A 21,884-nucleotide genomic window follows, 5' to 3' on the forward strand; every position below is an offset into this window, starting at 1 on the left:
CGAGCCTTAGCGGAACAGCGAAAGGATGTTCTGCGGCTGCTGGTTGGCGATCGAGAGCGCCTGGATACCCAGCTGCTGCTGCGTCTGCAGCGCCTGAAGACGGGCCGAGGCCTCTTCCATGTCCGCATCGACGAGCGTGCCGATCCCCGCCTTGAGCGAGTCACTCAGCTTCGAGATGAAATCGGCCTGAGTCTGGATGCGACCCTCGGCCGAACCGAAGGCCGAAGCGGCATCGGTCGCAACCTGGATGAGCGTCTCGATATTGGTGAGCGCGAGCGCCGGATCCCCGCCATTGCCAGCGTCGACATTGATCGAGCTGAGCAGGCCGAGGCCGCCCGCACCGGCGTTTTCATACTGGCCGGTGATGGTCAGCGAGTCCGCGCCGCCATTGGTGATCACGATCGTGCCGGCATTGGCGATATTGTAGTCGACCGTGACATTGGCGCCGGAATTCTCAATCGCCGATTTCAGCCCGACAGCCACGACATCCGCCGTCGTGGTGGAGGCGATGTCTTCCGCCGTCACGGTGTAGGACACCGCGTAGTCGCCCAGCGTCATGTTGATCGTGTCGCCCGCCGCGAGGTTGGTATCGACGATCACCACGGTGCCGTCATCATCCGAGCCGCCGTTCGCATCGCGCGAGAAAGAGAAGGCATCATCGGTCGTCGCGGTGACGCCATCGGTGCCGGTGAAGACATCGGCACCGACGTAACCGCCAACCGACAGATCCTGCGCCGCAACGCCGATATGCTTGGCGGCCACCGAGCCGTCGGACGCACGATCGAGCGAAGAGAGCACGTTCACGGTCGCGGCCGAAGAGCCGTCGACGAGGTTGAGCCCGTTGAACTGAGCGGCCCCGACCACCGATTTGATCTGCTCGCGCAGCGCGTCGACGTCGGTCTGCAGCTTCGCCTGATCGACGTTCTGCTCTTGCGCGGCGACGATCTTGCCTTTCATCTCGGTCAGAAGGTCGGTCACGGTTTCCGCCGCCTGGCGGGCGACGGCGACCGTCGATTCGCCGAGGGCGAGGCTATCGGAAATCCCCGAGAAGCCTTTCACATCGGACTCCATGACTTTCGAAATCGCCCAGACCGCCGCGTTGTCCTTCGCCGAGCCGACGGCTTTGCCGGTCGAGATTTCGGACTGCGTGGTGGCGAGGCCGGAATTGATCCCCTTGAGGGTCTGTAGCGCAACCATCGCGCTGCTATTCGTCAGAATGCTGGACATGATTTATCCTTTTAGTGTCGACGCTTTGCGTCACTCGATTGCAAAGCCGCGTGTTCGACGCGGCACTCAAGGCTTTCTGACCAATGCGCCTCCTGAGCTGTGAGGCGCGCCATCGCTTGGATGCGTCGCCACCATGGCCCTCCAAAGGCTAACAATCTGCTAAATCCCTCTCCCGACCTCTCAACAAATTCCTTTCATGATTAACAGCTTATGCACGACGCTCGAAATCTCCGCTGCCGCGGCGGATGGGCCGCGGTCGCCCTTCCTTGTCATAGGACTCGAAGCCTTTCGCCGCCGTCACGATCGTTTTTAAACGAGCCTGCGCCGCACGAACCCCGGCAAGCGCTGAGGCCAATAGCGTCTGATTCTCGCGTGCAAGCGCACGGATTTTCTCGACCGTGTCGCCATCAAGTTTCGTCAGCGCAGCCATCGCGCGCTCCTTTCGGTCGCTCAGCCCGACAAGGTCGGAAAAATCCGCCGAACGGATCGCTTCCCGTTCGAGCCGCAGCAGCGAGATCAGCTCTTCCGCAGCATTCGTATCAGACATCCTGCCCTCCGTTCTTGAGCGATTCGAAGATGACTTCCGCAAGGCCAATTCCCCCGGCGTCGACCATGGCCTTGGACTGTTCGGCTCTCAGGAAGGACGTGAATTGCTCTTCGCCAATTCCACCGCCGAAAGCACCGCTTGCGGTTTTCATGCCCACCTCTTTAAGCATTTCCGACAGGAACCCGGCCTCTAGCGCCTTCGCTTGCTCAAGCAGCTTGGCATCATGCGAAGAGAGACCAGCCGCGTGCGGCAGCGGTGATACGGTCGGACTGTGCATCGAACTCTCCAGTTGCAGATAATTTTCTGCACTCTGCCAGTCGGGCGTAAAGAATCGGTAAGTTCCTGCGGCGATAGTGGCCTCGACACAGACAGAAGTCGTGAGGACCATGATTCCTTTTCCGATTCCAGAAACGCTGAAAGGCCCGAGCGGCCATCTCAAGGCAGCAGCGAGACCTACCGATACGGCGGAGTCGCCGGGCGGGACCTTCACGCTTGAAGAAGAGGCCGCGCCAAAAACCGTCGCAGCCCTTCGTGGCGTTAACTCGGTTGAGGAGCCGGAGGGAGGCGCCGAAAAGGACCCGCAGTGTGAGGCTAAAGATGCTCAAGTAGCGCTGACGAACGGATCAGGCGCTCGAGACTTGGCTGGCAGCGATTCTGACATTGCGCTGCCCGGTCCGCAGGGCCCGTTCGGCCCGACGCGGTCGGCTCTCACAGTCGCCCCAGACCATCCCACAAAGCTCGATGGTCAAAAAAAGCCCGTGGGGCGCATTGTCTCGCATGATGGCCGCGCGACGTCTCGACTGAACGAAAAAGGAGACCGGGAGAGGGTTTCGCTCGCTCACACGGAGACTAACAAAATCGAAGCGAATATCCCTGACACGGCTTCGGAAAGCTCAATGCGTTCTGTGCAACTCTCGAACGTGATGACCGTTCAGCCACAGATCGACACGCAAAACGCTGGCTTCGTGAAAGATGGAACGCTCTCAATACTCGTTAAAAATGATGCGGCGACCGTTGCGCCTCACGATGCGAGCGGTTGGGTGCAAAGGTCTGCTGAAACTGGCGGAAATTCGGCGGTAGTTGTGTCGTCAAAACCCGTGGTGTTTGTCCCCGGGATTGATAGCGCTCAAAGTGCAGAGCCCGCATTGAAAGTTCCGACGCTCACAGCATCCGATGCAGTGGGGACAAAGGCAGGAAACGTTGAAACCAAAAGCACACCGCAGAAGAACGCAACTAGCTCGGGCCCTCTTCGTCCCGACGGTCGTTCAGAAATGGCGCTTCTACGGGGCCCGAATGCCGCGCCTTCTTTCCATTCACCTGCTGCAACACGTACCCCTCTGGCAGGCAAACAACCTGAAAGCTCGCCCGTCTTTGGCCAAAATAGCGCCCAAACCCAACCGACCGAAGCGTCAGCTGGGGCTGCGCGCACCGATGCTCCAGAAACTGATCCGACGCTGACCGGGGTGAAGAAACGCGCAGGAGACCAGGCAGCGCCGGCCTTCTCTCCACTGCACTCCACGCTCGCCGAGCCGCCCAGTGCGAAAACGCGAGCATCAACGGTCGCAGACGTCAAATTGGGCGCTAAGGAAGCACCGCAGCCCGTCGAGGCAAGCGTTGTCTCTTCGAGACTACAGCAGGTCGCGAACCCAAATGCCCCACAGCACGAGTTTGCGACCGAGGCCTCCGCCCCCCCGTCAAATGTCGGCGCCTCTGGAGCGGTTGCGCGCCCTCCGCCGCAGCAGAACATGTCACCGATACTGAGCGTCGCGCAAAGCGATGCGCCGCAGCATGAAAAGGCCGAGGCGCCCGAGAGGTCGACCCGGCTGGAGGCCGCACCGCTCCCTTCGGGTGCCATACCCTATGCCCCACCCGCGCCCGCCCTCAAACGCATGGATCACGCACGGGCAACCTATCTCACGACGGCAGAGTTGGGCGCGACCAAGAGCAATATGGACGCCCCCGAGCTGACCGCCACGCGGGCCCATGTCGGTGAGACCGCAGAGACATGGGCCGCGGGCTCCGCCCCTCTGATCACCGCGTCGGGTGGGTCGGGGCATACAAGCGCGGCGGTGCCCCCCGCGCCCGCTTCTATCGCGCAGTCGATTGCCCATCAGATCGGTATCTCACTGCCACGGATGCCCGATCGACCGGTGGAGATTGCGCTTTCACCGGAGGAACTGGGCCATGTGCGCATGACCCTCCATGCGAGCCAGAATGGCATGACGGTGGCGATACAGGCTGACCGTGCCGAGACGCTCGATCTCATGCGCCGCCATATCGACACACTCGCGCGCGAGATGCACGACATGGGCTATGGCGCGCTCGATTTTCAGTTCAGCCAGCGCGACGAGCGTCCGCAGCAACGGCCCGACATGCTCGACGGCTTGGGCGCTGGCCCGGACCTAGACCCAATTGAAACGCCGATTGCCCCGGCCCCACGCGCGACCGTGCGCCTCGCCCCCCCGCAAAGCGGGCTCGATCTGCGGATGTAGGAGACGACCATGACCACCACTTCCCCCATCACCTCGCCGTCCTCCCCGACGTCGGCCGTTACCGCCGCGCAGAACGGCACCGGCACCAAAGCGCCCTCGGCGCTGAGTTCGGATTTCGAAACCTTTCTGACGATGCTGACCGTTCAGATGAAGAACCAGGACCCGCTCAACCCGATCGAAAGCGCGGATTTCGCGGTGCAGCTCGCGACCTTTTCGGGCGTCGAACAGCAGGTGAAGACCAACGACCTTCTGACCGCTCTGTCTGGCCAGACCGGGCTCGGCGGGTTGAGCGAACTGGCGGGCTGGGTCGGGATGCAGGCGCGTGCCGAGGCGCCGAGCTACTTCGACGGCGCGACGCCCGTGGATCTCGCGCCAGCCGCGCGATCGGGGGCCGATGCCGCGGTTCTCGTGGTCACGGATTCCACCGGGCGTCAGGTCGCGCAGAAACCGATCTCGCCCGCACTCGACAGCTATGCCTGGGACGGCACAAACGACGCAGGTCAGCTACTGGGCGCGGGTCAATACAGTTTCGCGCTGCAAAGCTACGCCTCGGGAAGCTTGATCGGCACCGACCCGGTTGCGGCCTACACGCGCGTGACCGAGGTGCAATCAGGCGCGGACGGCGCGCTGCTGACGCTTCAAGGCGGGGCCACGATCGCCGCGGGCACGGTCAGTGCGTTGCGAGAGAATTAAAGCAACTCACCCAGCACGACGCCGAGCAAAAGCAGGGCCGTCCCCGCAGAGATCAGCGCCGCGTAGCGCCAGCGGGTTACCGTCAAGGGGGGCGGCGTCGGCTCGGTCTGTTTGCGGATCGCCGCTTTCACGAGGTCGGGGAGTTCCGGCCCGAAGCGGCCCAGCACCTGCACGGTCTTGCGCAGGTCATTCGCGATGGCGCGCGGGCCAAGGCTCTCGCGGATGTATTTCTCCACGACCGGCTTGGCGACTTCCCACATATTGATCGACGGGTTCAGCGAGCGGGCGACCCCCTCGACAACCACCATCGTGCGCTGCAGCAAGATCAGCTGCGTCTGGGTCTGCATCCCGAACCGCTCGGTTACCTCGAAGAGATAGGCCAGCAACCGCGCCATCGAGATATGCGTCGCGTCCATCCCGAAGATCGGCTCGCCGACAGCGCGCAGCGCCAGAGCGAACTCGTCGACATCGCGATCGGCGGGGACGTAACCGGCCTCGAAATGCACCTCGGCCACGCGTTTATAGTCGCGCTGGATGAAGCCCATGAGAATCTCGGCATAGACCCGGCGGGTATATTCGTCGATCTGCCCCATGATCCCGAAATCATACGCGAGGATATCGCCGTTCCCGGCCACCTTGAGATTGCCGTGATGCATGTCGGCATGGAAAAAACCGTCGCGCAGCGCATGGCTGAGAAAGAGCTGCAAGACGCGCTCGCCAATGCCCGAAACATCATGGCCCGCCCCGCGCAGACCGTCCGGGTCGCCCATCGGCAGCCCCTCGGCCCAGTCGAGCACCATCACCCGCTTGGCCGAGAGGTTCCAGACCGGCTGCGGCACCACGAAACCTGCATCGCCTTCAGTATTCGCGCCGAATTGCGAGGCCGAGGCCGCTTCCAGACGCAAGTCCAGCTCGCCCATCACAACGGATTCGAAATGCTTGATCACCTCGCTCGGGCGCAAGCGGCGCGAGGCGGGAGAAATCCGCTCGATCATCGCGGCGGCGAAATGGAAGGCGTCGAGATCGCGGCGGAAGGCGCGCTCGATCCCCGGACGCAGCACTTTCACCGCGACGCGCTCGCCCGTATCGGCGCGGCGTGCGGAATGGACCTGAGCGATCGAGGCGGCGGCGACGGGCTCGGAAAACTCCATGAACAGCTGATCGGCAGGCGCGCCCAGTTCTTCCTCGACCATGCGTTTGGCCACGGAAGTCTCGAAGGGCGGCAGTTTGTCCTGCAGCACGCGCAGCTGATCGGCGAGCTCCGAGCCGACCACGTCGGGCCGTGTCGAGAGGACCTGACCGAATTTGATATAGGCCGGGCCCAGCGCAGTGATCGCACGCGTCACCGGCGGCAGTTCCGGATCGCCCTTGTAGCCGAGCCACGCAAACGGCGCGCTGATCGCATAGGCCACGGCGCGCAACCGCGGCGGCGCGTCCATCGCTTCGAGCGCCTGATGCATCGCACCCGTGCGGATGAAGGTCGCGCCCGTCCGGATCAGGCGCCAGATATTATGGGGTCCGCGCATCGGTTAAAGTTTCCAGCCCGAATGCAGCGCCGCGATCCCCATCGAGAGGTTCCGGTAGGAGACATTCTCGAACCCGGCCTCGCGGATCATCTGCGCGAATGTCTCCTGCGTCGGGAATTTGCGGATCGATTCCACCAGATACTGATAGCTGTCGCGGTCATTCGCGACGATCTCGCCCATCTTCGGAATCACGTTGAAGGAATAGAGATCATAGGCCTTCTGCATCATCTCGTTCGGGATCTGGCTGAATTCGAGCACCATGATCCGCCCGCCGGGCTTGAGCACCCGGTAGGCCTCCGAAAGCGCATCAGGAATGCGCGTCACGTTCCGGATGCCGAAAGAGATCGTGTAGACGTCGAAGGAGTTATCCGCGAAGGGCAGCGCCATCGCATCGCCCACGACCCAGTCGAGACTGTCGGCCATGCTTTCGGCCTCGGCGCGCTTGCGGCCTTCGACCAGCATCGATTCGGTCATGTCGCAGACCGTCGCGTGGCCCGAGCCTGCGCGCTTGAGGAAGCGGAAGGACACGTCACCCGTGCCGCCGGCCACATCGAGCAGCTTCTGGCCCGGCCGCGGCGCGAGCCAATCCATCATCGCGTCCTTCCAGACACGGTGGATGCCCATGCTCATCAGGTCGTTCATGATGTCGTATTTCGATGCCACTCGCGAAAACACGCCGTGAACCATGCCTGCCTTGGCATCTTCGTCCACGGTCTGAAAACCGAAATGCGTGGTCTTTGATTGCTCTGCGCTCATGGGCCCTTGCCGTTCCTCATTTCACCCCCTTCTTATAGGGGCCCTTTGCCCCAAGACAATGCGATGAGGAGGAACGATGCCCGAATTGCCCGAGGTCGAGACGGTTCGTCGCGGGTTGGTCCCGGCCATGGAAGGCCATCGGATCGAGCGCGCCGAAGTCAATCGGCCCGACCTGCGCTGGCCTCTGCCCGAGCGGATGGCCGAGCGGTTGCAAGGTGCCCGCGTGGACCGACTGCGGCGACGGTCGAAATACATCCTCGCCGATCTCGACAACGGGGAGAGCCTGCTGATCCATCTGGGCATGTCCGGGCGGATGCTGGTGTCGGGCGTGACGCTCGGCGAATTTCACCTCGATCATCCGGCGCCCGCCAAGCACGATCACGTTGTTTTGCACATGTCCGGCGGCGGGCGCGTGACCTTCAACGATGCGCGCCGTTTCGGGGCCATGGATCTGGTGCTGACCGAGCGCGAGCAGGCCCATTGGCTGCTGGCGGGGCTGGGCCCCGAACCCTTCGGCAACGATTTCCACGAAGACTATCTGGTCGAGGCGCTCAAACGCCGCGCGACCCCGATCAAATCCGCGCTGCTCGATCAGCATGTCGTGGCGGGTCTGGGCAACATCTATGTCTGTGAAGTGCTGCACCGGGCAGGTATCGATCCGCGCCGTCAGGCGAAGCGGATTTCGAACCTGCGGCTCGCATCGCTAGTGCCGATTATCCGCGAGGTGCTGACCGAGGCGATCTCGGCCGGCGGCTCGTCCCTGCGTGACCATCGTCAGGCGGATGGGGAGCTGGGATATTTCCAGCACAGCTTCCATGTCTACGACCGCGAGGACACGCCCTGCACCACCTGCGCCACCCCGATCCGGCGCATCGTTCAGTCGGGACGTTCGACCTTTTTCTGCCCGTCTTGCCAGAAATGACGCAGCGCCCTCGCATCATAAGACGCTTGATCTGATTTGATGCTCTGCTAGGAGTCCCGTTCAGAGACAAGGAAAGGCAAGACCGAATGGCCTACCAGACCCTGATCGTCGAGATCGAGGATTACGTTGCCCTGATCCGGCTCAACCGCCCCGACGCACTGAACGCCCTGAACTCCCAATTGCTGGGGGAACTGGCCGAGGCGCTGAAATCGGCGGAAGAGAATGACAAGGTGCGTTGCATCGTCATCACCGGTTCGGAAAAGGCCTTCGCGGCTGGCGCAGACATCAAGGAAATGTCGGAAAAGAGCTTCGTGGACATGTTCACGAGCGACTTCTTCGGCAAGGAAGCGGATGCCATCAACCGCATCCGCAAACCGATCATCGCTGCAGTGGCGGGCTACGCGCTCGGCGGCGGCTGTGAACTGGCGATGATGTGCGATTTCATCATCTGCGCGGAGAATGCCAAGTTCGGCCAGCCCGAGATCAATCTCGGCGTGATTGCCGGAATCGGCGGCACCCAGCGCCTGACGCGCTTCGTGGGCAAGTCCAAGGCGATGGACATGCATCTCACGGGCCGCTTCATGGATGCGGGCGAGGCCGAACGGTCGGGGCTCGTCAGCCGGGTCGTCCCGAACGCCAAGCTGATCCCCGAGACGATGGCCGCGGCGCAGAAGATCGCCGAGAAGTCGATGCTCGCGACCCGCGCCGCGAAAGAAGCGGTGAACCGCTCCTACGAGACGACGATGAACGAGGGCATCCTGTTCGAGCGTCGTCTGTTCCACGGGCTGTTTGCGACGGACGACCAGAAAGAGGGCATGGCCGCCTTCCTCGAAAAGCGCGAGCCGCAATTCCGCGACAAGTGAGCCCTTAGGGCTATCAACGCGACAGCAGATGGCGGGGCTTCGGCCCCGCTTTTCATTATTCCCTTTCCCTTTCACGCATTTTGGCTTATGAGGCCGCCTCACATGCGCGTGGAGCCCGCTTAGGCTAGAATCATCTAGGTTCGCTGGAGCCCGGGGTCTGTCGTGCGATTGAAAGATTTGAACAGACCCGGAAAGTGGGAAGATACACATGGCTAACACGCCCCAGTCCAAGAAACGCGCCCGTCAGAACGAGCGCCGCCAAGACGTCAACAAAGCACGTCGTTCGCGCATCCGTACCTTCATCCGCAAAGTCGAAGAAGCCATCACTTCGGGCGACTACGAAGCGGCAACCAACGCTCTGCGCGCGGCTCAGCCCGAACTGGCTCGCGGCGTCACCAAAGGCGTTCTGCACAAGAACACCGCATCGCGCAAAGTCTCGCGCCTCGCTTCGCGCGTGAAGGCCCTCAAAGCCTGATCTGCGTCCCGGAGCGAACTGGCTCGGGAATACGCTGGATTCCTTAAGAAAAACGCGTCTGCCTATCTGGCAGGCGCGTTTTTTTCTTGGACAATCAACGCCTTGACACAAAACTGTTGCAGTTTTGCGCAGCCCCCTCAGATTCGTTTCGGGGAATCTCACGTCAAGCGCAAAGGTCGGTTGCCTGCGGGCTCACCAGCTTGCTAGCTTCTACCTGCGATTCACGTCGCCTTGGGGGACATGACGCATTTATCTGGCCGTCGAGGGCAAATAAGTCTGCCACGACAAATGAAAAAGCCTGGCGGCGACCAGCGAAATGCGATTCCGATTCTCGAGGGGATATAACCCCTCACTTTCGGCAACTCTGCCTGACACCGGGTTTCAGCCCCGGCAGGTAGGTCGTGTCTGTTTGTAATCGAGGCCGGCCTGCCAGCCGGGCTTGCCGCAATGCCAAGGGACGAAGACGCACCTGATTTGTGTTTGGCGATGGGCGGAAAAATGACGGACGACACTTGGGGGCAGGTTTGCAATGAGCTTCAAAAAGCGGTTGGGCAGAACAACTACACGACCTGGATCGCTCCGCTCGAGCTGATCGACCTCGAGGACGGTATCGCCTCTTTCCAAGCACCGACGAAATTTATGTGCGACTGGGTCTCGCGCAACTTCGCGGAACCGATCCTGAGCGAATTGCGCCGGGCGGGTGTCTCCGCCGAGCGCGTCAACATCTCGGTCCCGTCGCGCCGCCCCATGAACGGCTCTGCGAATGGCGCCACGCGTCCGACGGTTCCGGCCCCTGCCCCGGCCGCTCCTGTCGCCAAGCCGCGCAAGACCCCGCGCCCCGACGAACCGCTTCCCGGCGCGCCACTGGATTCGCGCTTCACCTTCGACAGCTTCGTCGTCGGCAAGCCGAACGAGCTGGCCCATGCCGCCGCCAAGCGCGTTGCCGAAGGCGGCCCCGTCACCTTCAACCCGCTGTTCCTCTATGGTGGCGTCGGCCTTGGTAAGACGCACCTCATGCACGCAATCGCGCATGACCTGCAGCATCAGCGCCCCGATCTGCGCGTGCTCTACCTCTCGGCCGAGCAATTCATGTATCGCTTCGTGCAGGCGCTGCGCGAAAAGCAGATCATGGACTTCAAAGAGATGTTCCGCTCGATCGACGTTCTGATGGTCGATGACGTGCAGTTCATCGCGGGCAAGGATTCCACGCAGGAAGAGTTCTTCCACACGTTCAACGCGCTGGTCGATCAGGGCAAACAGATCGTCATCTCGGCGGATCGTGCGCCGGGCGAGATCAAGGATCTCGAAGAGCGTATCAAGTCGCGTCTGTCCTGCGGCCTCGTCGTCGACCTGCACCCGACCGATTACGAACTGCGCCTTGGCATTCTGCAGACCAAGACCGAAGCCTATAAGAGCGAGTATCCCGATCTGAAGATCGCCCCCGGCGTTCTGGAATTCGTGGCGCACCGGATCACGTCGAACGTGCGAATCCTCGAAGGTGCGCTGACCCGTCTGTTTGCCTATGGCTCGCTGATCGGGCGCGAGATCACGATGGATCTGGCGCAGGAATGCCTCAAGGACCAGCTGCGCCAATCCGAGCGCAAGGTCACCGTCGAGGAAATCCAGCGCAAGGTGGCGGAGCATTACAACGTCCGCCTTTCGGATCTCGTGGGCCCCAAACGCCTGCGTGCCATCGCACGGCCGCGTCAGGTGGCGATGTTCCTCGCGAAATCGCTGACCACCCGCTCGCTTCCCGATATCGGGCGCCGCTTCGGTGGGCGCGATCACACCACGATCATGCACGGCATCCGCAAGATCGAAGAGCTGCGCGGCACGGATTCGCAGCTCGCCGAAGATATCGAGTTGCTCCGCCGCCTCCTTGAAAGCTGATCTGGCCCGCCGGGCTTGACGCTCCGGGCAAAGCGGCCGAAGGTCTGCGAAAACCGTTGTGCCGGCGGCGCGAGGTGCTACCTTGCCAGCCCCGGAAAGTCGTGAGGGATCGACATGAAATTCAGCATCGAACGCGCCGCTCTGCTCAAGGCCGTCTCGCAAGCGCAATCCGTTGTGGAACGCCGCAACACGATCCCGATCCTTGCAAACGTCCTGATCGAAGCCGAAGGCGACACCGTCCAGTTCCGCGCGACCGACCTTGATATCGAGGTGGTCGACAAGGCGCCCGCACAGGTCGAACAGGCCGGGGCCACGACCGTCTCGGCGGTCATGCTGCATGAAATCGTGCGCAAATTGCCCGATGGCGCGCTGGTCTCGATCTCGGATGATCCGGCCGCCGGGCGTCTGAACGTGCAGGCCGGCCGGTCGAGCTTCAACCTCGCCACGCTGCCGAAGGAAGACTTCCCGGTGATGGCCTCCTCGGAATACACCGCAAATTTCACGGCCAAGGCCGGGGTGCTCAAGCGCCTGTTCGACAAGTCGAAATTCGCGATCTCGACCGAAGAGACCCGCTATTACCTCAACGGCGTCTATATGCATATCGCGACCGGCGAAGACGGTCAGGTGCTGCGCTGCGTCGCGACAGACGGTCACCGTCTGGCGCGCATCGATTCCGGCCTGCCGGAAGGCGCCTCGGGCATGCCAGGCGTGATCGTGCCGCGCAAGACGGTGAACGAGCTGCGCAAGCTTCTGGAAGATGACGATCAGGAAATCGCGGTCTCCGTGTCCGAGACCAAGGTCCGTTTCGCGACCCCGGTGATCACGCTGACCTCGAAGGTCATCGACGGCACCTTCCCCGATTACACCCGCGTCATCCCGACCGGGAACACCCGACAGCTGGAAGTCGACGCGTCCGAATTCGCGAAAGCGGTGGACCGTGTGGCGACCGTCTCGTCGGAGCGCTCGCGCGCGGTGAAACTGGCGCTGGAAGCCGACAAGCTGGTGCTGTCGGTCAACGCGCCCGACGCCGGTGCGGCGGAAGAAGAGCTGGTCGTGGCCTATGCCGACGAACCGCTGGAGATCGGTTTCAACGCGAAATACCTGCTCGAAATCGCGAGCCAGGTCGATCGCGAGAATGCCGTCTTCCTGTTCAACTCCTCCGGCGACCCGACCCTGATGCGCGAAGGTGGCGACACCTCGGCGGTCTACGTGGTCATGCCGATGCGCGTGTGACATCCGCCGGGAGCCTCCGGCGGGGATATTTTTACCAACACGAAGAGGCGCGATGCTGCGTGAGCTGAAGATATTGCAGTTCCGCTCGCATCGCCGTGCCGAGATCGCCTTCGACGAGCGGCCCGTGGCGATCTACGGGCCGAACGGCGCGGGCAAAACGAATATCCTCGAGGCGGTGTCTCTGCTCTCGCCCGGGCGGGGGCTGCGCCGCGCGCAGGCCGACGAGTTGATGCGCCGCGCCGAGGCCGTGGGCTGGAAGCTGCGCGCCGTCACCGACACCCATGAAATCGAGACCTCCGCCCTGCCCGGTGAATCCCGCCGCGTCGAGATCGACGGTAAGGCGGCGCCGCAGGTGGCACTGGCGCAGATCCTGCGGGTGCTGTGGCTGGTGCCCTCGATGGACCGGCTCTGGATCGAAGGCGCGGAAGGGCGCAGGCGGTTTCTCGACCGGATGGTGATGAGCTTCACCCCCGCCCATGCCGAGGTGACGCTCGCCTACGAAAAAGCGATGCGCGAGCGGAACCGCTTGCTCAAGGACATGGTCCGCGATCCGAACTGGTATCACGCGCTGGAGGCGCAGATGGCCGAAGCTGGCGCTGCGATCCGGGCGAACCGGGCCGAGGCCCTGACGCGGATCATGCAGGCGCAGGCCGATGCGGCGACGGCATTTCCCGCGGCGCATCTGGTGCTCGAGAACGAGGGCCCCGAGGATCTGGCCGCAGCGCTCGACGCCAATCGTCCCCGCGACATGTCTGCGGGCCGCACGCTGGAGGGGCCGCACCGGGCCGATCTGCTGGCCACTTACGTCGAGAAGGACGCCCCCGCCGCGCAATGCTCCACCGGGGAGCAGAAGGCGCTGCTGATCTCGCTGATCCTAGCCAATGCTCGGGCGCTTGCGGGCGAGGATGTGGTGCTTTTGCTCGACGAGGTCGCGGCCCATCTGGACTCCGGCCGGCGCGCGGCGCTTTATGACGAAATCTGCGCAATGGGCGCACAGGTGATGATGACCGGGACCGGCGCGGAGCTCTTCGACGCGCTCGGGGACCGCGGTCAATATCTTGAAGTGATCGAGGGGCCGCAGGGCTCTGAAGTGAGGGAGGTGACGCCATGAGCTATCCGCAGCAACGCGTGACGCTGATCACACTGGGCGTGGCCGATCTCGATCAGTCCAAGGCCTTCTACGCAGCCCTCGGCTGGGAGCCCCAAGCCGAGCAGGACGACGTCGCCTTCTACCAGTTGCACGGGATGGCTCTGGGTCTGTTCTCGCTGCCTGCGCTCGCCGCCGATCAGGGCCGCCCCCGCGCAAGGCTGGGGACCGGAGCGATGACGTTGGCGCAGAATTTCGACAGCCCCGAGGCGGTGGATGCCGCCTTCGCTGCCGCGCTCAAAGCGGGCGCCACCGAATTGAAAGCCCCGGAAAAGACCTTCTGGGGCGGCTATGCGGGCTATTACGCCGATCCAGACCACCATGTCTGGGAACTCGCCCATAATCCTTTCTGGCCGCTGGCCGACGACGGAAGCCTCACCCTGCCATGACCCTCACGCTCTCGCAGATCGCACTCTATTCCGGCGCGCTTCTGGTTCTCTTCCTCACCCCCGGGCCGGTCTGGCTCGCCCTTCTCGCCCGCGCCATGTCGGGCGGGTTTGCCGCCGCCTGGCCGCTCGCCTTCGGGGTCACCGTGGGCGACATGATCTGGCCCGCGCTCGCCATCCTCGGGGTATCTTGGTTGGTGGGCGAATTCAGTTGGTTTCTGGATGCGCTGCGCTGGGTGGCGGTGGCGATGTTCGTCGGGATGGGCGCACTCCTGATCCGCCATGCCGACCATCAGATCAGCTCCGACAGCCGCCTGACGCGCCCCGGCATGTGGGCAGGTTTCGTCGCCGGGCTCATCGTGATCATCGGCAATCCCAAGGCGATCCTGTTCTACATGGGCATCCTGCCGGGCTTCTTCCCGATCGCCACGATGACATGGGTCGACATCGCCACGGTCAGCCTGATTTCTGCCATCGTGCCGCTGACCGGCAACCTGATCCTCGCCGCCTTCGTCGACCGCATCCGCAACTTCGTGCAAAGCCGCGGCAAGCTCGCAAAGCTGAACCGGATCGCGGGCGGGCTGATGATCCTTGTAGGCCTTCTTATCGCCGTGACGTGACCCCCTAAATCTTGTGTCTGACACGTGACATTCCTCTGCCCAGCCGATATAAAACCGGCAACAGATAAAGGACGGGCAGGCATGACCGACGACACCCCGAAGAAGAACGCATACGGCGCCGATTCCATCAAGGTTCTCAAAGGCTTGGAAGCCGTGAGAAAACGGCCCGGCATGTATATCGGCGACACCGATGACGGCTCGGGCCTGCACCACATGGTCTATGAGGTCGTCGATAACGGGATCGACGAGGCTCTCGCGGGTCACGCCGACTACGTCGCCGTGAAAATTCACGCGGATTCTTCGGTCTCCGTGCGCGATAACGGGCGCGGGATTCCGGTCGATATCCACGCCGAGGAAGGCGTCTCCGCGGCCGAGGTCATCATGACCCAGCTGCACGCCGGCGGGAAGTTCAACAACACCGACGATGACGGCAACGCCTACAAGGTGTCGGGCGGTCTGCACGGCGTGGGCGTCTCGGTGGTGAACGCGCTCTCGGATTGGTTGGAACTGACGGTCTGGCGTGACGGCAAGATCCACAAGGCGCGCTTCGAGCATGGCGAATGCGTCGAGCATGTGCATGTCGTGGGCGAGGCCCCGAACGAGAGCGGCACCGAGGTGCGTTTCCTCGCATCGTGCAAGGAAGACGATCCCGAGGGCACGTTCTCGAACCGTGATTTCGTCTTCGCGACGCTGGAAAAGCGTCTGCGCGAACTGGCCTTCCTGAACTCCGGCGTCCGCATCATCATCGAAGACGAACGCCCCGCCGAGCCGCTCAAAACCGAGCTGCACTACGAAGGCGGCGTTCGGGAATTTGTGAAATATCTGGATCGCTCGAAAAACGCTGTGATGGAGGACCCGATCTACATGGTCGGCGAGGTCCGCGGCATCGGCGTCGAATGCGCGATGTGGTGGAACGACAGCTACCATGAGACCGTGCTGCCCTTCACCAACAACATCCCGCAGCGCGACGGCGGCACCCATATGGCGGGCCTGCGCGGCGCGCTCACTCGCACCATCACCAAATACGCGCAGGAGAGCGGGATCGCCAAGCGCGAGAAGGTCGATTTCACCGGCGACGACGCGCGCGAAGGTCTGACCTGTGTGCTCTCGGTGAAAGTGCCAGATCCGAAATTCTCCAGCCAGACGAAGGATAAGCTGGTCTCTTCCGAGGTGCGCCCGGCGGTCGAGAACCTCGTGAACGAGAAGCTCGCCGAATGGTTCGAGGAAAACCCGAACGAGGCCAAGCAGATCGTCGGCAAGATCATCGAAGCCGCACTGGCGCGTGAGGCTGCCCGCAAGGCGCGCGAACTGACGCGCCGCAAGACGGTGATGGATGTGGCCTCCCTGCCCGGCAAGCTCGCCGACTGTCAGGAGAAAGACCCGTCGCTGTCGGAAGTCTTCCTCGTCGAGGGTGACTCCGCAGGCGGCTCGGCCAAGCAGGGCCGCGAGCGTAAGAACCAGGCGGTGCTGCCGCTGCGCGGTAAGATCCTCAACGTCGAGCGTGCGCGCTTCGACCGGATGCTCGGCTCGGATCAGATCGGCACGCTGATTACCGCGCTCGGCACCGGCATCGGGCGCGACGAGTTCAACATCGACAAGCTGCGCTACCACAAGATCGTCATCATGACCGATGCGGACGTCGACGGTGCGCACATCCGGACGCTGCTGCTGACCTTCTTCTTCCGCCAGATGCCCGAGATCATCGAGCACGGCTATCTCTACATCGCGCAGCCGCCGCTCTACAAAGTCGCGCGCGGCAAGTCCGAGGTCTATCTGAAAGACCAGACCGCGCTGGAGGATTACCTGATCGACATGGGCGTCGAGGGCGCCATTCTGCGGCTCAACACCGGTGAAGAGATAAGCGGTCAGGATCTCAAGCGCGTCGTCGAAGAGGCCCGCCTGATCAAGCGCATCCTCGCGACTTTCCCGACCCATTACCCGCATCACATCCTCGAGCAGGCGGCGATCGCGGGCGCAATGGTGCCGGGCAAGATCGACGGCGATGCGCAGGGCGTCGCGAACTCGGTCGCCGAGCGTCTCGACCTCGTCGCGCTGGAATATGAGCGCGGCTGGCAGGGCCGTCCGACGCAGGATCACGGCATCCGCCTCGCCCGCGTTCTGCGCGGCGTGGAAGAGGTCCGCACGCTCGACGGCGCGGTGCTGCGGTCCGGCGAAGCGCGGCGCCTGGGCAGCCAGACGGACCAGCTCAAGGAGGTCTATGACCGCCCGGCGAAACTGGTGCGCAAAGAGCGTGAAATCCTCATTCACGGTCCGCTGGAACTGCTCGACGCGATCCTCAAGGAAGGCGAAAAGGGCCTGAGCCTGCAGCGCTACAAGGGTCTGGGCGAGATGAACCCCGAGCAGCTTTGGGAAACCACGCTGGATCCGTCCGCACGCACGCTCCTGCAGGTCCGCATCGAAGACGTGGCCGAGGCCGAGGACATCTTCTCGAAGCTGATGGGCGACGTCGTCGAACCGCGCCGCGAGTTCATCCAGCAAAACGCCCTGACGGTGGAGAACCTAGACTTCTGATCGGGTGTAGGGCAGCGCATAATGCTTCGCGCTGCCCATAAGTTTTCGCGAAACGCCCATTAGGCTTCGTTTCTGGCGTTTCGGCCTACAAGGCGGGCACGAGAGATTCTCGGCTTCTGATCAATCTCTTTTGAAGGGTTTCAGGCCCAGTCTCGGTTCCTGAGCAACAGGTTGGCTTCACCCTGAGAGGACACTCTGTTTGGCGCTTACTCTGTAAGAGATTCGATCGGCAGTTATTGATCTCGGCTCGACAAAGGGCGGGAAGCGGTCGTTCGCTGCGCGAGAGCCCAAGGTCCAAGCATGCGAGGTTGACTGGAGAGAGTGTGTCGACTTTGGCCAACTGGGAACAGCCATTCGGCCTGGCTCCGCAGAACTGTCGCCGGTTCTCATCATATCCGGGTTTCACTCACCAAACGCAGGCCGAGATGCGCGGGCGGGCTTCCGACAGCGCAGCCGCCGCGCGCCGGATCGCGGACGAGAAACGGGATCGCTGCGACATGCTCGCCGCCTGCGAAGAAGGCCGCGCATTTCTTCGGATCGACGGGGCCGCCGCCCTCCCCGCCATAACAATCCTGCGTCCATTCCCAGACCGAGCCGTCGAGATCCACGATCCCCTCGGCACTGGTGGAGAAACTGCCACGCGGCGAGAGCTTTCGCGGCGCGAGGCCGGTGGTCAGGTAGGTCGACGCCCATGTCAGATCGGGATCGGTGAAGATCGGATCTTCCTTCTCGGGCAGCACGTCCTTAGCCATGAACTGCCATTCGGCAATCGTCGGCAGCCGGAAGTCGTGGCGTGCCTTGCGATTGATCCAGCCGAGATACTGCTCGACATCGACATGGCTAAGCCCGGTGGCTGGGGTCGCCGCGGGCGCGCTCCCGCGCGGGGCGCGCAAGGCAAGCTCGCAGGCGCCGTCCGCGTGGCAACGATTCCACTCCGCGACCGTCACTTCGTATTTCTGAACGTAAATCGCATGGCCGTCGGGCAGCGTCACCACCCGCTCGGCCATCTGCGGCACGTAATCGAGATCGGGGCCGCGCAGGAAACCCCACGCGGCCCCGAGGGCGATGATCGCCGCGCCCGCCGCAAGCACCTTCCGAAGGGAACGACGGGGCGCGAGGAAAGCGAGCTTGGCGATCATCTCCGGTCTCCCTGGCTCAGGTTTCCACCACATGGGGCGGCGTCACCTGCTCCATCAGGGCGTTGTCCCATGCGCCGTCCACCACGAAGTGGGCCGTGGCACCCAGCAAGGCCGCCTCGATCAGGTTGTGGTTGACGTAGGCGTAGACGCCCGGCTGCAGGAAGGTATACATCGCGGCCCCGGCGCTGCCGCCGCGGATGAACCAGGTCTCCTGATCCTTCTGCGGGGGATTGGCGAATTTGCCGTTCTCCCAGACATGGTCGCCATGACCGCCGATCAGGTGCGGACGGCTGTCGCGGTTGGCCTGATTGTGGACCATCAGAACCGTGTCGCCGACCTTGGCCTTGAAGGCGTTCTCACCCGTCAGCGCGCCGACCGAACCGTTGAAGACCGAGTGCGTAGGCGTGAGCGTCCGCATCGCCTCGACGCTGTCGGCGAAGTCCTCGCCGGCGACCTCGTAAGTCTTGTAATCGCCGTTCTCGTCCATCGGCAGGTAGAAGTCCTGCTCGCCGATATAGGCGATGGTGTCGTAGCGCAGCGGGTTGCCCTCGGCATCCTTGAGCCCGTCGCGCGGCAGCACCATCAGCGTGCCGTTCATGCCGTGGGTGACGTGATAGGGGATCATCGCTCCGCCCGGCGCGCAGTGATAGGTGAACACGCCCGGCCGCGTCGCCTTGAAGCGCAGCACCGTTTCCTCGCCGGGATAGACATGGGTCAGGCCACCGCCTCCCAGAGCGCCCGAGGAGGCGTGGAAGTCGATATTGTGCTCCATCTGCGACGCGGCGGGGTTGCTCAGGGTCAGTTCGACATAGTCGTCCTGATGCACGATGATCAGCGGGCCGGGAACCGAGCCGTTATATGTCAGCGCCCAGATGCTGGCGCCGGTATCCTCGTCCACCGTCAGCAGGACCTCGCGGGTCTCCATCCGGATCTCGACGATTTTCGGGCCGCCGGTCGCGACCTGCTCATGTTTGGGCGCGAAGGGCGGTGCGACAAGCTCTTGCTGGACGCGGGTATAGCCCGAAAGGTCCGCTTTGGGCGCGGCCACCTGAGCCTCGGCCTCGGCAAGGATGAATTTCGGCGCGGCCGGGCGCGGCGCGACATGGGGTGCCATACGCTTCGACGCGGTTCCGGCCATCCCGGCGCCCGCGGTCATCGCCGCGGCGCCTGCCAGAAGAGAGCCGCGCAGCACGTTGCGGCGGTTGGTTTTCACGAGAGCTGGATTGACATATTTCGGCATTTTAGCCTCCACTGGTTAAACGTAGCAGGAAGATGTCGCGCGTTTCCTGCCGTGGGCGCTCACAGCGCGCCCAATTCCTCTTCAAAGCGTTCCTTGGCTTTCTTCGGCACACGGCCCTCGAAGAAATTGTCGGGGGTGGTTGCGTCGCCCACCGCGATCACCATCACCATGCCCATCGCGTAATGCGGCTTGCAGCGCACGGCGTAGAGCCCCTCGGTGTCGAGCGTCACTTCGACCTCTTTGTTGACCTTGCCGGCGAAGCCCTCGGCCCCGTCCGGGATCATCCCGTCGATGCTTTCGGCGTTGTGCCCCTTGTCGGTCGGGATGAAGCGGATCGTGTCGCCGGGAGCGGCTTTCACGAGGGCGGGCTCAAAGACCATCACGCCCTTCTCGCCCTTGTTGAGCATGTGGACTTCGTGGGTCTCGGCGCTCGCTGCGCCGCTCAGAAGGGCGGTCATCGCGAGGCCGGAAATCAGGGTGCGGATCATCTTTTCGTCCTTTCGTGGATCCTTGGATTGCCCCCTGTCTAACGAGGTTCGGCGCGCGGCTTTTTGTTCTGGCGCAAACTTCTCGGCGCTTTCTCACAACGTCGCGAGAATTTTTGACGGCGCGCTCGCGACCGCGTGACGTTTGATATTGAACGCGTAGGGAGGCCTGTGTTTAGAGAGGACATGAGCGCGCCTACCCCCCGCAAGACGATGCCCAGGCTCGACGAGAGTCTGCTGACGCCGATGCCGCCTTTCTCCCGGCTGGAGAAACGGCAGATCCGCGAGATTCTCGATCTCGCCAGCGTGCGCCGCTTCGACGAGGGCGTGGCGGTCTTCGAGGAAGGCGCTCCGGCGGAGCGGTTCTACATGCTGCTCGACGGCTATATCCGGGTGATGCGGATCACGCCCACCGGCGAGCAGGTGATCGCGCTGCATATCCCTTCGGGGCAGCTCTTCGGGATCGCGCAGGCGCTTGGGCGCACGACCTATCCCGCGACCTCCGTCACCGCCTCGGAGGCGATCGTGCTCGGCTGGCCGATGCGGCTCTGGGATCAGTTCGTGGCGCAATATGACGGCTTCGCTTCCGAGACCTACAAGACCGTCGGCCAGCGCATCGGCGAGATGAACAACCGCATCGTCGAAATGGCGACCCAGCAGGTCGAGCAGCGGGTGGCGAATGCGCTCTTGCGCCTGATCAATCAGACCGGGCGCAAAGTGGAGACCGGGATCGAGATCGACTTCCCGATCACCCGGCAGGATCTCTCGGAAATGACCGCGACGACGCTGCACACGGTCTCGCGCTTGTTGAGCGCGTGGGAAAAGCAGGGAGTGGTCGCGAGCCGTCGCAAGCGGATCACTGTCACCGATCCGCACCGGCTGGTGCTGATTTGCCGGGGCGAGGCCCCGCCGTCTCGATAGACGCCGCGATAGCCGCGTCCAGCTCGGCGATGAAGTCGTCGAGATCGAGCCGATACTCGGTGCAGGCATCGTCGATCGTGTGGAACGGGTTCACGAGGCAGCCCACACAGAGCATCTTGTGACGCATGAATACCTCGATCGTAGCAGGCCAATCGCGCATCAGCGCGTCGAGCGTGGCATCGGGGTTTTTCCAGCTGGCTTTTGACATGGCGGGACCTCTCTGCCGACCACGCTAATCCCGGCAATCCAGTCAAACGTTGTGCTGGCGCAAACTTCCCAACTGCGAACGCCGCTATCCCTCGGGCCATCGACTGACCCCAAGGGAGGCCCAAATGGCTGAAATCCTGACCAAGTCGCGGGCACGAAACATCTTTTACGGAGGATCCATTTTCTTCGTGCTGGTGTTCATCGCACTGACCGCGCAGAGCCACTTCTATATCGTGAACCACTCGACCGCCTCCGCGCCGCTGACCGAACAGGTCGCGCGCGGCAAAGGCGTGTGGGAACGCAATTCCTGCATCAACTGCCACACCCTGCATGGCGAGGGCGCCTATTTCGCGCCCGAGGTCGGCAACGTGATGACCCGCTGGGGCGTCGTCGACGACCCGCAGGGCGCCTACGAGACGCTCGACGCCTGGATCGCGGCGCAGCCCTCCGGCATCGAAGGCCGCCGCCAGATGCCGCATTTCGAGATCAGCGAAGAGGACATGCGCGCGCTCGCGGAATTCCTCCGCTGGGCCGATCACACCGACACGCAGGGCTGGCCGCCCAATGATGCGGGCTGAGGAGA

General features: G+C 63.1%; 22 protein-coding genes. 13 read left to right on the forward strand and 9 right to left on the reverse strand.

Features of this window, described 5'->3' with window-relative positions:
* Positions 1–6 precede the first annotated feature (6 nt).
* From BMI87_RS11640 to BMI87_RS11650, 3 genes are all read right to left on the reverse strand, one after another.
* Positions 7–1,227 (reverse strand): flagellin, encoded by a 1,221-nt coding sequence (locus BMI87_RS11640; RefSeq protein WP_078521599.1) that lies wholly within the window; start codon positions 1,225–1,227, stop codon positions 7–9.
* Positions 1,228–1,435: 208 nt separating this feature from the next.
* Complete coding sequence (gene flgN, locus BMI87_RS11645) at positions 1,436–1,774, reverse strand: flagellar export chaperone FlgN (RefSeq protein WP_078521600.1); 339 nt, start codon at positions 1,772–1,774, stop codon at positions 1,436–1,438.
* Positions 1,767–2,162 carry a rod-binding protein gene (locus BMI87_RS11650; RefSeq protein WP_371326880.1) on the reverse strand — a complete coding sequence of 132 codons (396 nt, stop codon included), beginning with the start codon at positions 2,160–2,162 and terminating at the stop codon, positions 1,767–1,769. Before BMI87_RS11650 ends, flgN begins: the two co-directional genes overlap by 8 nt.
* Positions 2,163–3,519: 1,357 nt before the next feature.
* On the opposite strand from BMI87_RS11650, the gene BMI87_RS22545 reads away from it, so the two are divergent.
* Positions 3,520–4,266, forward strand: a complete 747-nt coding sequence (locus BMI87_RS22545) for a flagellar hook-length control protein FliK (protein ID WP_168175205.1) — start codon at positions 3,520–3,522, stop codon at positions 4,264–4,266.
* Between the two features lie 9 nt (positions 4,267–4,275).
* On the forward strand, positions 4,276–4,959 hold the full coding sequence (locus BMI87_RS11660; protein ID WP_078521604.1) for a flagellar hook capping FlgD N-terminal domain-containing protein: 684 nt from the start codon (positions 4,276–4,278) through the stop codon (positions 4,957–4,959).
* On the opposite strand, the gene ubiB is transcribed toward BMI87_RS11660, so the two are convergent.
* Together ubiB and ubiE are read right to left on the reverse strand one after the other, a co-directional pair.
* Complete coding sequence (gene ubiB, locus BMI87_RS11665; RefSeq protein ID WP_078521606.1) at positions 4,956–6,485, reverse strand: 2-polyprenylphenol 6-hydroxylase; 1,530 nt, start codon at positions 6,483–6,485, stop codon at positions 4,956–4,958. The two genes, BMI87_RS11660 and ubiB, sit on opposite strands and share 4 nt — an antisense overlap.
* 3 nt (positions 6,486–6,488) lie before the next feature.
* Positions 6,489–7,241 (reverse strand): bifunctional demethylmenaquinone methyltransferase/2-methoxy-6-polyprenyl-1,4-benzoquinol methylase UbiE, encoded by a 753-nt coding sequence (gene ubiE, locus BMI87_RS11670; protein WP_078521607.1) that lies wholly within the window; start codon positions 7,239–7,241, stop codon positions 6,489–6,491.
* 76 nt (positions 7,242–7,317) lie between these two features.
* On the opposite strand from ubiE, the gene mutM reads away from it, so the two are divergent.
* The 9 genes from mutM to gyrB all read left to right on the forward strand — a co-directional run bounded on the left by mutM (position 7,318) and on the right by gyrB (position 17,309).
* Positions 7,318–8,163 carry a bifunctional DNA-formamidopyrimidine glycosylase/DNA-(apurinic or apyrimidinic site) lyase gene (gene mutM / locus BMI87_RS11675; protein WP_078521609.1) on the forward strand — a complete coding sequence of 282 codons (846 nt, stop codon included), beginning with the start codon at positions 7,318–7,320 and terminating at the stop codon, positions 8,161–8,163.
* An 86-nt stretch (positions 8,164–8,249) separates the two neighbouring features.
* Positions 8,250–9,026 carry an enoyl-CoA hydratase gene (locus tag BMI87_RS11680; RefSeq protein WP_075776776.1) on the forward strand — a complete coding sequence of 259 codons (777 nt, stop codon included), beginning with the start codon at positions 8,250–8,252 and terminating at the stop codon, positions 9,024–9,026.
* A 208-nt stretch (positions 9,027–9,234) separates the two neighbouring features.
* A complete protein-coding gene (rpsT, locus tag BMI87_RS11685; protein WP_078521610.1) occupies positions 9,235–9,501 on the forward strand; it encodes a 30S ribosomal protein S20 in 267 nt (88 codons plus the stop codon).
* A 498-nt stretch (positions 9,502–9,999) separates the two neighbouring features.
* Positions 10,000–11,391: a chromosomal replication initiator protein DnaA gene (gene dnaA / locus BMI87_RS11690; RefSeq protein WP_078521686.1), complete on the forward strand. Its 1,392-nt coding sequence runs from the start codon at positions 10,000–10,002 to the stop codon at positions 11,389–11,391.
* Between the two features lie 114 nt (positions 11,392–11,505).
* Positions 11,506–12,624: a DNA polymerase III subunit beta gene (gene dnaN / locus BMI87_RS11695; protein ID WP_078521612.1), complete on the forward strand. Its 1,119-nt coding sequence runs from the start codon at positions 11,506–11,508 to the stop codon at positions 12,622–12,624.
* A gap of 52 nt (positions 12,625–12,676) precedes the next feature.
* Positions 12,677–13,735: a DNA replication/repair protein RecF gene (gene recF / locus BMI87_RS11700; protein WP_078521614.1), complete on the forward strand. Its 1,059-nt coding sequence runs from the start codon at positions 12,677–12,679 to the stop codon at positions 13,733–13,735.
* Positions 13,732–14,160, forward strand: coding sequence for a VOC family protein (locus tag BMI87_RS11705; protein ID WP_078521618.1), 429 nt, complete (start codon positions 13,732–13,734; stop codon positions 14,158–14,160). Before recF ends, BMI87_RS11705 begins: the two co-directional genes overlap by 4 nt.
* The gene (locus BMI87_RS11710; protein WP_078521619.1) at positions 14,157–14,777 is read left to right on the forward strand and encodes a LysE family translocator; all 621 of its coding nucleotides are present in this window, start codon (positions 14,157–14,159) and stop codon (positions 14,775–14,777) included. Before BMI87_RS11705 ends, BMI87_RS11710 begins: the two co-directional genes overlap by 4 nt.
* 81 nt (positions 14,778–14,858) lie before the next feature.
* Positions 14,859–17,309 (forward strand): DNA topoisomerase (ATP-hydrolyzing) subunit B, encoded by a 2,451-nt coding sequence (gene gyrB / locus BMI87_RS11715; protein WP_078521620.1) that lies wholly within the window; start codon positions 14,859–14,861, stop codon positions 17,307–17,309.
* 389 nt (positions 17,310–17,698) lie between these two features.
* On the opposite strand, the gene BMI87_RS11720 is transcribed toward gyrB, so the two are convergent.
* From BMI87_RS11720 to BMI87_RS11730, 3 genes are read right to left on the reverse strand one after another with little or no spacing between them, the layout of a single operon-like run.
* Complete coding sequence (locus BMI87_RS11720) at positions 17,699–18,448, reverse strand: SUMF1/EgtB/PvdO family nonheme iron enzyme (RefSeq protein ID WP_078521621.1); 750 nt, start codon at positions 18,446–18,448, stop codon at positions 17,699–17,701.
* A 16-nt stretch (positions 18,449–18,464) separates the two neighbouring features.
* On the reverse strand, positions 18,465–19,688 hold the full coding sequence (gene nirK / locus BMI87_RS11725) for a copper-containing nitrite reductase (protein ID WP_078521622.1): 1,224 nt from the start codon (positions 19,686–19,688) through the stop codon (positions 18,465–18,467).
* A 59-nt stretch (positions 19,689–19,747) separates the two neighbouring features.
* On the reverse strand, positions 19,748–20,176 hold the full coding sequence (locus tag BMI87_RS11730) for a pseudoazurin (RefSeq protein ID WP_078521623.1): 429 nt from the start codon (positions 20,174–20,176) through the stop codon (positions 19,748–19,750).
* Positions 20,177–20,386: 210 nt separating this feature from the next.
* On the opposite strand from BMI87_RS11730, the gene BMI87_RS11735 reads away from it, so the two are divergent.
* A complete protein-coding gene (locus BMI87_RS11735) occupies positions 20,387–21,094 on the forward strand; it encodes a Crp/Fnr family transcriptional regulator (RefSeq protein WP_078521688.1) in 708 nt (235 codons plus the stop codon).
* On the opposite strand, the gene BMI87_RS11740 is transcribed toward BMI87_RS11735, so the two are convergent.
* The gene (locus tag BMI87_RS11740) at positions 21,036–21,302 is read right to left on the reverse strand and encodes a DUF1858 domain-containing protein (RefSeq protein WP_078521624.1); all 267 of its coding nucleotides are present in this window, start codon (positions 21,300–21,302) and stop codon (positions 21,036–21,038) included. The genes BMI87_RS11735 and BMI87_RS11740 overlap by 59 nt on opposite strands.
* A 124-nt stretch (positions 21,303–21,426) precedes the next feature.
* Here BMI87_RS11740 and BMI87_RS11745 point away from each other — a divergent pair, with 124 nt between their 5' ends.
* Positions 21,427–21,879, forward strand: a complete 453-nt coding sequence (locus BMI87_RS11745; protein ID WP_078521625.1) for a cytochrome c — start codon at positions 21,427–21,429, stop codon at positions 21,877–21,879.
* The last annotated feature ends 5 nt before the right edge of the window (positions 21,880–21,884 follow it).

The sequence above is a fragment of the Thioclava sp. F28-4 genome, assembly GCF_002020045.1.
Classification (GTDB): Bacteria; Pseudomonadota; Alphaproteobacteria; order Rhodobacterales; family Rhodobacteraceae; genus Thioclava; species Thioclava sediminum.

Coding starts and splice junctions, on each gene's coding strand:
- BMI87_RS11640 (WP_078521599.1), bottom strand. CDS start 1,227: ATGTCCAGCATTCTGACGAATAGCAGCGCGATGGTTGCGCTACAGACC.
- flgN (WP_078521600.1), bottom strand. CDS start 1,774: ATGTCTGATACGAATGCTGCGGAAGAGCTGATCTCGCTGCTGCGGCTC.
- BMI87_RS11650 (WP_371326880.1), bottom strand. CDS start 2,162: ATGGTCCTCACGACTTCTGTCTGTGTCGAGGCCACTATCGCCGCAGGA.
- BMI87_RS22545 (WP_168175205.1), top strand. CDS start 3,520: ATGTCACCGATACTGAGCGTCGCGCAAAGCGATGCGCCGCAGCATGAA.
- BMI87_RS11660 (WP_078521604.1), top strand. CDS start 4,276: ATGACCACCACTTCCCCCATCACCTCGCCGTCCTCCCCGACGTCGGCC.
- ubiB (WP_078521606.1), bottom strand. CDS start 6,485: ATGCGCGGACCCCATAATATCTGGCGCCTGATCCGGACGGGCGCGACC.
- ubiE (WP_078521607.1), bottom strand. CDS start 7,241: ATGAGCGCAGAGCAATCAAAGACCACGCATTTCGGTTTTCAGACCGTG.
- mutM (WP_078521609.1), top strand. CDS start 7,318: ATGCCCGAATTGCCCGAGGTCGAGACGGTTCGTCGCGGGTTGGTCCCG.
- BMI87_RS11680 (WP_075776776.1), top strand. CDS start 8,250: ATGGCCTACCAGACCCTGATCGTCGAGATCGAGGATTACGTTGCCCTG.
- rpsT (WP_078521610.1), top strand. CDS start 9,235: ATGGCTAACACGCCCCAGTCCAAGAAACGCGCCCGTCAGAACGAGCGC.
- dnaA (WP_078521686.1), top strand. CDS start 10,000: ATGACGGACGACACTTGGGGGCAGGTTTGCAATGAGCTTCAAAAAGCG.
- dnaN (WP_078521612.1), top strand. CDS start 11,506: ATGAAATTCAGCATCGAACGCGCCGCTCTGCTCAAGGCCGTCTCGCAA.
- recF (WP_078521614.1), top strand. CDS start 12,677: ATGCTGCGTGAGCTGAAGATATTGCAGTTCCGCTCGCATCGCCGTGCC.
- BMI87_RS11705 (WP_078521618.1), top strand. CDS start 13,732: ATGAGCTATCCGCAGCAACGCGTGACGCTGATCACACTGGGCGTGGCC.
- BMI87_RS11710 (WP_078521619.1), top strand. CDS start 14,157: ATGACCCTCACGCTCTCGCAGATCGCACTCTATTCCGGCGCGCTTCTG.
- gyrB (WP_078521620.1), top strand. CDS start 14,859: ATGACCGACGACACCCCGAAGAAGAACGCATACGGCGCCGATTCCATC.
- BMI87_RS11720 (WP_078521621.1), bottom strand. CDS start 18,448: ATGATCGCCAAGCTCGCTTTCCTCGCGCCCCGTCGTTCCCTTCGGAAG.
- nirK (WP_078521622.1), bottom strand. CDS start 19,688: ATGCCGAAATATGTCAATCCAGCTCTCGTGAAAACCAACCGCCGCAAC.
- BMI87_RS11730 (WP_078521623.1), bottom strand. CDS start 20,176: ATGATCCGCACCCTGATTTCCGGCCTCGCGATGACCGCCCTTCTGAGC.
- BMI87_RS11735 (WP_078521688.1), top strand. CDS start 20,387: ATGCCCAGGCTCGACGAGAGTCTGCTGACGCCGATGCCGCCTTTCTCC.
- BMI87_RS11740 (WP_078521624.1), bottom strand. CDS start 21,302: ATGTCAAAAGCCAGCTGGAAAAACCCCGATGCCACGCTCGACGCGCTG.
- BMI87_RS11745 (WP_078521625.1), top strand. CDS start 21,427: ATGGCTGAAATCCTGACCAAGTCGCGGGCACGAAACATCTTTTACGGA.